Source organism: Candidatus Brocadiaceae bacterium, from assembly GCA_012728835.1.
GTDB lineage: Bacteria > Planctomycetota > Brocadiia > SM23-32 > SM23-32 > JAAYEJ01.
Map to the genome: position 1 here is coordinate 1 of JAAYEJ010000004.1, position 5,655 is coordinate 5,655.

Genomic DNA, 5,655 nt, shown 5'->3' on the forward strand with positions numbered 1-5,655 from the left:
CTGCAATCACCGGGCGCCTGCCATTCCCGGCCGCGACGGAGCGCGGCCCTCCATTGGCACGCACGCGGCCACGCCGTTGGAGGGGCACGCTCCGTCGTGCCCGCTCCTGCAATCACCGGCCGCCTGCCATCCCCGGCCGCGACGGAGCGCGGCCCTCCACCGGCACGCACGCGGCCACGCCGTTGGAGGGGCACGCTCCGTCGTGCCCGCTCCTGCCATCACCGGGCGCCTGCCATTCCCGGCCGCGACGGAGCGCGGCCCTCCATTGGCACGCACGCGGCCGCGACGGAGCGCGGCCCTCCATTGGCACGCACGCCCGCCGTGGCAGCGCGGCCCGGGCGGGGCCGCCCGGGGGCTACCCGTTGGGGGACGGGCGGTCAGCGGCAGGCATCGGCGAGCGTAAGGACCGACGAAAGCACGCAGTCCGGGCGCACTGCGAGGGTCGCCAGGTCGTCCGGGCCGGTCACGCCGGTGAGCACCAGCATGCCGGTCAGGCCGGCGTCGCGTGCCATCTGCATGTCCGTCTCCGGGCGGTCGCCGAGCATGGCGCACTGGCGGGGCTGGAGCCCGACCAGGTCGAGCGCCTCCTGGAGCATGATGGGGGAGGGCTTGCCGACGATGGGGTGGACCTTCCGTTGGGTGCATGCTTCGATGGCGGCGATCATGCAGGCCGCGTCGGGCAGGTCGTAGTCGGGCATCGGGCAGGTGCGGTCGGGGTTGGTGGCGATCAGTTCGGCGCCGTGGAGGGCGGCGCGGTAGGCGATGTTGAGCTTGCGGTAGTCGAACGTGCGGTCGAAGGCGACCACGACGACGTCGATCTGCTCGGGGTCATCGGAGATGCGCAGGCCGTGGTCCAGCAGTTCCTTGATGACGGGCGGTTCGGCCACGGGAAAGCAACGGGCGCCGGGGCGGTGCTTCTGAAGGTAGCGGGCGGCGACCAGGGCGGAGTTGATGACCTCGTCGACCGAGCAGGCGACGCCGAGCCGGTTGAGCTTCTCCGCGTATTCCTGGCGGGTGCCGATGGGCTTGTTGCTGACGAAGGCGACCTTCTTGCCGAGTCGGCGCAGGCCGTCCACGGCGGCATCGGCGCCGGGGATCAGCTCGCCGCCGATGTAAAGGGTCCCGTCGAGGTCGAAGATGAAGCCGCTCAGGCGGTCGAGCAGTGACCGGACGGCGGGGACGTCGGCGATCGGGAGCGGGGTCGGGTCGGTCATTCAGGTCTCCAGACGGATTCGGGGTTTGCGCCCCCGGAACAGGGGCTCGAGCGCGCGGCCGGTGTGCGACCGGGGGGCGCGGATCACCTGCTCGGGCGGGCCGCAGGCGACCACGCAGCCGCCGGCGTCGCCGCCCTCGGGGCCCAGGTCCAGGATGTAGTCGGCGTTCTTGATCACGTCCAGGTTGTGCTCGATGACGACGAGCGTGTTGCCCCGGTCGGCCAGGTTGTGGAAGATGCGCAGCAGCTTCCTGACGTCGTCGAAGTGCAGGCCCGTGGTCGGCTCGTCCAGGATGTAGAGCGTATCGCCCGTGGCGACCTTGCCGAGTTCGCGCGTGAGCTTGATGCGCTGGGCCTCCCCGCCGCTGAGCGTCGTGCTCGGCTGGCCCAGCGTCAGGTAGTCCAGGCCGACCTCGCGCATGGTGCGCAGCTTCCGCTCGATAGGCGGATGCGTGCGGAAGAACTCCAGGGCCTCCTCGACGGTCATGGCCAGCACGTCGGCGATGCTCTTGCCGCGCAGGGCGATCTGCAGCGTCTGCTCTCCGAACCGGCGGCCGCGGCATTCCTCGCATGTGACGCGCACGTCGGGCAGGAAGCTCATCTCGATCTGCTTCTCGCCGAGTCCCCCGCAGACGGGGCAGCGGCCTTCCTTGCTGTTGAAGGAGAACCGCCCGGGGCCGAAGCCGCGGATCCTGGCCTGCCGGGTCTCGGCGAAGGCGCGACGGATGTCGTCGAACACCTTGGTGTAGGTGGCGGGGCAGGAGCGGGGGCTGCGGCCGATGGGGCTCTGGTCGATCTCCAGCACCTGTCGGACCTTCGAGGCGCCCCGCAGCGAACGGTGCCGGCCCGGCCGGGGGCGGCTGCCGTACAGCCGTCGGGCCAGCGCCCGGTGGAGGACGTCGTTGACCAGCGTGCTCTTGCCGCTGCCGCTCACGCCCGTGACGCAGCAGAACAGGCCGAGGGGGATGATCGCCTCGATGTCCTTCAGGTTGTGCTCGCTCGCACCCGTGATGGTGATCGCCCGGCCCCGGCGGGGCGTGCGGAGGCGTTCCGGGATGGGGATCGACTCCCGCCCGGACAGGTAGCGGCCGGTGAGGCTGTCGGGTGCGGCCTGCAGGTCTGCGGCGGGGCCGCTGAAGACGACGTGCCCGCCCGCGCGCCCGGCGCCCGGCCCCAGGTCCACCACCCAGTCGCTGCGCCGGATCGTGGCCTCGTCGTGCTCGACGACCAGCACCGTGTTCCCGGCCTCGCGCAGACGCTCCAGGGAGTCGAGCAGGCGTTCGTTGTCGCGCGGGTGCAGGCCGATCGACGGTTCGTCGAGTATGTAGCAGACGCCCGTGAGCCCGCTGCCGATCTGCGTGGCCAGGCGGATGCGCTGGTACTCGCCCCGGCTCAGGGTGTTGGACCGGCGGTCCAGCGTCAGGTAGTGCAGGCCGACGTCCATGAGGAAGCGGAGCCGTTCGCGGACGTCCTTCCGGATCGGCGCGGCGATGCGTTCGCGCGAGCCCTCGAACGTCAGGCCGTCGATCTGCGCCAGCCCCTCGCCGACGCTCAGCGCCGTCATCTCGCTGATGGTGAGCCCGGCCACGCGGAACGCCAGCGCCTCCGGCCGCAGGCGGGCGCCGCGGCACGCCGGGCAGGGCCTGTGGGCCAGGTAGCGGCCGAACATGTGCCGGCCGTAGGACGGCCCGGCGTCCATGAACTCGCGCAGGCTGGGGATGACGGCGTGGCGCGCCGGGAGCCCGGTGCGCTCCTCCAGGCCCTCTCCGGTCAGCAGTGCCCTGCGCAGCGGGGCGGAGATGCGGCGGAACGGCCGCTGGGGGTCGATGCCCAGGGCCTCGGTCAGTTCCTTCATCATGGTCTGGAGGCGGCGACCGGTGCGGCCGCCCGTGCGTGCCCAGGGCTCCACGGCCCCCGCCGCCAGGCTGAGCGACCTGTCGGGCACGACCAGGTCCTCGTCGAACTCCTCCACCGTGCCCAGGCCGCTGCACGTCTCGCACCGGCCGTAGGGGCTGTTGAACGAGAACGTGTTGGGGTGGGGCTCCGGGATGCTGCGGCCGCATTCCGGGCAGGCCAGTGTGCGGCTGAACAGCACCTCGCGTCCGCTCTCCAGCAGGGCGATGCACGCGCCCCCGCCGGCGGCCAGGGCCGTGCGCACGCTGTCGGCCAGGCGCGCGGTGTCGGTGCGCCGGACCACGAGCCGGTCGATGACCACTTCGATGTCGTGCACCTTGTAGCGGTCCAGGCGGTCGAGGTCGTCCAGGTCGCGCACGACGCCGTCGACGCGCACGCGGACGTAGCCGTCGGCGCGGATGCGGTCGAACAGCTCGCGGTAGTGGCCGCGGCGGCCGCGCACGAGCGGCGCCAGCAGGGCCAGGCGGGTGCCGGCCGGCAGGTCGCGGATGGCGGCCACGATCTGCTCCAGCGTCTGGTGCCGGATCTCGGCGCCGCAGTCGGGGCACCGGGCCGTGCCGAGGCGGGCGAAGAGCAGCCGGAGGCGGTCGTAGACCTCCGTGGTCGTCGCCACCGTGGACCGCGGGCCGGTGCCGCTCATCTCCTGGCGGATGGCGATCGTCGGGGGCAGGCCCGCCACCAGGTCGCAGTCCGGCCGCGGCATCTGCTCCAGGAACTGCCGGGCGTAGCTGGACAGGCTTTCGATGTAGCGGCGCTGCCCCTCGGCGTAGAGCGTGTCGAAGGCGAGCGACGACTTGCCGCTGCCGCTCAGCCCGGTGACGACGACCAGCGCGTCGCGTGGCAGCTCCAGGTCGATGCCCTTGAGGTTGTGCGTGCAGGCGCGCAGGACGTGGATGCGGCCGTCTTCCGCAACCGGGGCGTGCGCGAGGGCGGTGCGGGCGTCAGTCGTCATGGTCCGGGACGTCCTTCCCCGCCGGCCCGGAGCGCCGGCTGCGCAGCAGGAAGCGGATGGGTATGGCGCTGAAGGCGAACTCGGCGCGCAGGCGGTTGCCCAGGTAGCGCAGGTAGACGTCGTCGATCAGGCGCGGTTCGTTTGTGAACAGCGCGACCGTCGGCGGGCGGACGCCCACCTGGGTCGCGTAGTAGATGCGCCCGAACCGGCTGGGGGTGCGCGGGGGCGGGCGGCGCCCCACGGCCTCCTGCACGGCGCGGTTCAGCGGCCCCGTCGGCACGCGCACGGCCGCCTGCTCGTGCAGCGCCTGGGCGGCCTCGATCAGGTGCGGCACGTTCCGGCCCGTCGTCGCGCTGATGCACACCACCGGCGCGAACGCGAGCATGGGCAGCCGGTCGTGGATGTAGCGGACGAACTCCTCGCGCCCGCTCTGCGGGGCGAGGTCCATCTTGTTGACCGCGACGACGCAGGGCTTGTACTGATTGACGATGTCCTCGGCCAGTTGCTTGTCCAGGCGGCCGACCTCCATGGGCGCCTCGACCATGAGCACGACGACGTCCGCGCGCCGCACGGCGGCCTCGGTGCGCGCGGTGCTGTAGAAGTCGATGGAGTCCTTCACCTGCTTGCGCCGGCGGAGCCCGGCCGTGTCGATGGCGGTGAAGGTCAGCCCGTCGATCTGGAACCGCACGTCCACCGAGTCCCGAGTCGTGCCGGGGATCTCGCTGACGACGACGCGGGGCTCTTGGGCCAGGCAGTTGACGAGGCTGCTCTTGCCGACGTTTCGCCGGCCGACGAAGGCGATCCTCATCGGCTCCTCGGCGGGCGGCTCCTGGGGGCCGCGCGCCTCCGGAAGGGCCGCCACGAGCTTCTCGATCAGGGGCCGGATGCCGCGGCGGTGTTCGGCGCTGGTCAGCGACATCGACGGGAAGCCCAGGGCGTAGAACTCTGCGGCCGGGGGCTCGTCGTTGCGGCCGCCGTCGGCCTTGTTGACGACCAGCAGCACGTCCTTGCCGGCCGCGCGGAGGGCGTTGGCGATCTCCGAGTCGAACGGCTGGCGGCCTGCCCGCAGGTCCACGACCAGCAGCACCAGGTCCGCCTGCTCGATGGCCACGGCGATCTGGGCCTGGATGTGATCGGCCAGCGCCTCGGAGTCGTGCAGGCCGATGCCGCCCGTGTCGACCAGCTCGAAGCGGGCGCCGTTCCGCTCGATGACCCGGCTGATGCGATCGCGGGTCACCCCGGGCGTGGGCTCGACGATCGCGACCCGCTCGCGGCAGATCGCGTTGAACAGCGAGGACTTGCCGACGTTGGGCCGGCCGACGATCACCACCGACGGAACGTGCGCCATAGCAGGGCCCGGACAGCACAAGAGGGCGGAGTGCGGACCCCGAGGCCCGCTCAAACCCCGCATTATAGCAGGTGGGGCGCGAAAGCCACAGCGCCGGCGGCGCTGTCATACGCGGATAGTAATGTCCGGTCTTCGGCGGATAGAAATGTCCGCTTTCCTTCGGGTGGAAGGAGAGCGGATGGAGGGAGACCGGATCGAGATGAGCCAGAAGGAGCGGGATCGGCTCAA

Annotated in this window: 3 protein-coding genes; all 3 read right to left on the bottom strand. The window is 71.8% G+C overall.

What is annotated here, in order from left to right; all coding sequences use genetic code 11:
* Window positions 1-377: 377 nt before the first annotated feature.
* From GXY85_00395 to der, 3 genes are read right to left on the bottom strand one after another with little or no spacing between them, the layout of a single operon-like run.
* On the bottom strand, window positions 378-1,214 hold the full coding sequence (locus GXY85_00395; protein NLW49288.1) for an HAD-IIA family hydrolase: 837 nt from the start codon (window positions 1,212-1,214) through the stop codon (window positions 378-380).
* A complete protein-coding gene (gene uvrA / locus GXY85_00400) occupies window positions 1,215-4,079 on the bottom strand; it encodes an excinuclease ABC subunit UvrA (protein NLW49289.1) in 2,865 nt (954 codons plus the stop codon).
* Entirely contained in the window at window positions 4,069-5,427 is a 1,359-nt protein-coding gene (gene der / locus GXY85_00405; protein NLW49290.1) for a ribosome biogenesis GTPase Der, read from the bottom strand. Before der ends, uvrA begins: the two co-directional genes overlap by 11 nt.
* Window positions 5,428-5,655: the final 228 nt, after the last annotated feature.

Bases quoted from the DNA above. Each gene is read 5' to 3' on its own strand.
- der (NLW49290.1), bottom strand. From the start codon at position 5,427: ATGGCGCACGTTCCGTCGGTGGTGATCGTCGGCCGGCCCAACGTCGGC.
- uvrA (NLW49289.1), bottom strand. From the start codon at position 4,079: ATGACGACTGACGCCCGCACCGCCCTCGCGCACGCCCCGGTTGCGGAA.
- GXY85_00395 (NLW49288.1), bottom strand. From the start codon at position 1,214: ATGACCGACCCGACCCCGCTCCCGATCGCCGACGTCCCCGCCGTCCGG.